Annotated in this window: 3 protein-coding genes; all 3 read right to left on the minus strand. The window is 63.0% G+C overall.

Annotated elements, in window-relative coordinates; translation table 11 throughout:
* Positions 1-1,550 (minus strand): methyl-accepting chemotaxis protein (locus tag AC2VLV_RS02990; RefSeq protein WP_486988564.1); only part of this gene is annotated, 1,550 nt, incomplete at its 3' end.
* A 64-nt stretch (positions 1,551-1,614) separates the two neighbouring features.
* Positions 1,615-2,154, minus strand: a complete 540-nt coding sequence (locus AC2VLV_RS02995; RefSeq protein WP_486988565.1) for a chemotaxis protein CheW — start codon at positions 2,152-2,154, stop codon at positions 1,615-1,617.
* A 26-nt stretch (positions 2,155-2,180) separates the two neighbouring features.
* Positions 2,181-3,398, minus strand: a 1,218-nt coding sequence (locus AC2VLV_RS03000; RefSeq protein WP_486988566.1) for a methyl-accepting chemotaxis protein, incomplete at its 5' end; no start/stop codon positions are given.

The following is a 3,398-nucleotide window of genomic DNA, read 5'->3' on the forward strand; positions in this document are numbered from 1 at the left end:
GCGGCATCCGCCTGCTTCACCGTCGAAGTCGCCAGATCGCCAATCTCCTTGGCCGCTACCTGAGAACGCTCCGCCAGCTTGCGCACCTCGGCGGCCACCACCGCAAAGCCCTTGCCATGTTCCCCGGCTCTGGCCGCTTCGATGGCCGCATTCAAAGCCAGCATATTGGTCTGATACGCAATGTCATCGATGATCGAGATGCGCTCGGCAATACTCTGCATCGCCGAGACCGTGCCCTGCACCGCCGCACCCCCTTCACGCGCCTGGCCTGCAGCCTGCTGCGCCATCGAATCCGTCAGACGGGCGTTATCCGCGTTCTGGCGAATGGAAGCCGTCGCCTGCTCCAGCGTGGCCGAGGTTTCCTCCACCGACGCGGCCTGCTCCGAAGACGACTGCGACAGACTCTGCGAAGTGGCTGACACCTGCGTGGAGGCCGAGAGCAACTGCTCGGCAGAAGACCGCACCGAGCCGATAACCGAAGTCAGCCGCCCGACCATGTCTGCCAACGCGCTGAGCAACTGCCCGGTTTCATCCTTCGAGGTGGAAGCCACCCGCACCGACAGATCGCCTTCGGCCACACGCTGGGCGACGGAAACCGCCTCGCTTAGCGGGCGGAGCACCAGACGGCGCAACAGATACGTGGCGACGCCGAGAATGAGCAGAATCACCACCCCGCCTCCCACGATCAGCGGCAGCACGCGCGACCAGGTGTAGCTGGCAATGGCCGCTTTGGGATAGCGCGTCGTCACGGTGAAGCCCCACCCGGGTACGGGCTCGGAGTAGCTGATCCAGTCGTCAGCGTTGATCTGGGTCGGCCTGTTTTCAGAGGCGAAAATGACCTTGCCGCCGCTATCGGTCACGTCGAGATTGCCACCATGCAGCAGTTGCAGTTTGCCGACTTCGTTTTTGATGGCATCGATCTGCGCCTTGTAGCCCACGTACCAGATACCGATGATCTTGCCGCTGGCGTCGCGCATGGGTTCGTAGCCGGTTATGAATGGGTTGCCCAGAATCTGCACCACGCCATAAAAGGCCTTGCCATTGCGAATGTCAGCGATGACCTTTCCCTTGGGGTCGAGCAGGGTGCCGATGGCGCGGGTGCCATCGGGCTTCTTGACATTGGTGCTCACGCGCACAAAGTCGTCGCCGCTGCGCACGAACAGGGTGGCCGTGCCGCCGAACAGCTTGGTCACGCCATCGACCAGATCAAACTGGTTGACTTCGCTGGTCTTTCCCAACAGCAGGTCGGGCAGCGACTTTCCAGCCAGATCGACCGGAGCGCCGAGCGAGGGCGTGCCCAGTTGTGCGCCGCGTTCGGTCATCAGGCGCATCGAACCATGCACCTGTTCCTCGATCAGGTTCTTGGTGATGGTCAGCGTGCGGGCCACTTCTCCCATTTGCTGTTGGGCCTCGCGTTGAATCTCCTGGCCAACCAGATGCTGTGCGTTGCGCGCCAGCAGAAAGGTGCCAGCGGCCACCACAGCGATGACGAGTACCGCGATGGGGACGAGGATGCGGAACTGGAGTCGGTGATGCAGAGCGGTTGCCATGTCGTGTTCGCTTCAGTAAAGGGGTAGAAGATGGGTGAAAGTGAGCGGGATTTGTGGGGCCGGGTCAGGCGTTGATTTGTGCGGCGCTGGCCAGACCGGCCATGTCTTCGACCGACAGCACCCGGCCCACGTCGAGCAGGATGATGAAGCCGGCTTCGGTGCGCGCCATGCCGCGGATGAACTCTTGTTTGAGCCCGGTGCCGAAGCTCGGCGCCGGTTCGATCTGTCCGGCTTCCATGTCGAGTACGGCGTTGACCGCATCGACCAGCACGCCGATGGCCAGCGGCCCGTCTTCGCCCTCGATTTCAACGATGACGATGCAGGTGCGGGCCTGCAGGGCGGTGGGCGCGCGGCCGAAGCGCTGCGCCAGATCAATCACCGGCACCACGTTGCCGCGCAGGTTGATCACGCCGTGCACGAAGGTCGGCATCATCGGCACGGTGGTGGGCCGGGTGTATTCCAGAATTTCCCGCACGCGCAGAATGTCCAGACCATAGATTTCGTTCTGCAAGGTGAAGGTCAGGTACTGGCCGCTGGTGGGCTGGGCGTTGCCCGCCAGTTGCAGGGCGGGGGGGGAAGACGGATGCGCGAGGGCGGTCGTCATATGGGGCTCCTTGGAAAATGGGGTGATCAGAATTTGACGAAGTCGCCCGCACCGGCCGCGGCCAGGGCGGGGCGCGGCGTGGCAGCGGGTCGGCGCGCGGGGGCAGTCGGCGTGCGCGGCTGGGCCGCGGCATGGGTAGCTTGAGCGTCGGTTTTGAACTGGCTGATGAGGTCTTGCAGACCACTGGCCTGCGCATTCATCTCTTCCGCAGTCGCCGCGAGTTGTTCCGAAGCCGAAGCGTTCTGCTGAGTGACGGCCGAGAGCTGCGCCACCGCTTGATTGATCTGCTGCATGCCGGTGGCCTGTTCCGTGGTTGCTGCGGCGATTTCCTGGACGAGGCCGTAGTTCTTCGTCTTCAGAATGACCAATTCAGAAATCAGGTGAGTGGCGTGATCGGCATGTTTGACCGTTGTGGAGGCGAGATCGCCGATTTCCTTGGCTGCGGATTGGCTTTTCTCGGCCAGCTTGCGCACCTCCGCGGCCACCACCGCAAAGCCCTTGCCATGCTCTCCGGCCCGGGCGGCTTCAATCGCCGCATTCAAAGCCAGCATATTGGTCTGATAGGCAATGTCATCGATGAGAGAAATGCGATCCGCGATGGTTTGCATGGCTGTGGAAGCCTGTCCAACGGCGGTTTTACTGCTGTTGGCATGTTGAAGCACCTGTTGGGCGAGCGCATCGGCGGCAGATGAGTTATCCGCGTTCTGGCGAATCGAGGCGGCTGCCTGCTCGACGGTCGCCGAGGTTTGTTCCACCGAAGCCGCCTGCTCGGAAGACGACTGCGACAGGCTCTGCGAAGTCGCCGACACCTGAGTGGACGCTGAGAGCAACTGCTCGGCGGAAGACCGCACCGAGCCGATGGTGTGGGTGAAGCGGTCGATCATCTTTTGCGCCGAGGCCATGACCTGACCGATTTCGTCGTTGCTTCGGCTGTCCATGCGCACCGTCAGGTCGCCCTGCTCAAGCCGCCCAAACACGGCGAAGGCGTTGCGCATCGAGGTGTTGGTGCGGCGGGTGATGAACAGCGCCAGCGCCACCAGCAGGGCAATGCCGATGACCGAGATGATGAGCCCCTGCGTGCTGTAAGCCCAGGCGGCCGCGCTCACGTCGTCCACGTACACCCCGGTGCCGATCACCCAATGCCAGGGCGCGAAATCAATCGCGTAGGCCACTTTGGGAAAGGCCTCTTTGGTGGCGCCACCACCCGCAGCGGGCTTGGGAAAGCGGTACTCGAAAACGCCGCC

The organism is Thiomonas sp. TH-17, assembly GCF_057473305.1.

Excerpts from the sequence above, each read along its gene's own strand:
- AC2VLV_RS02995 (WP_486988565.1), bottom strand. The coding sequence starts at position 2,154 with ATGACGACCGCCCTCGCGCATCCGTCTTCCCCCCCCGCCCTGCAACTG.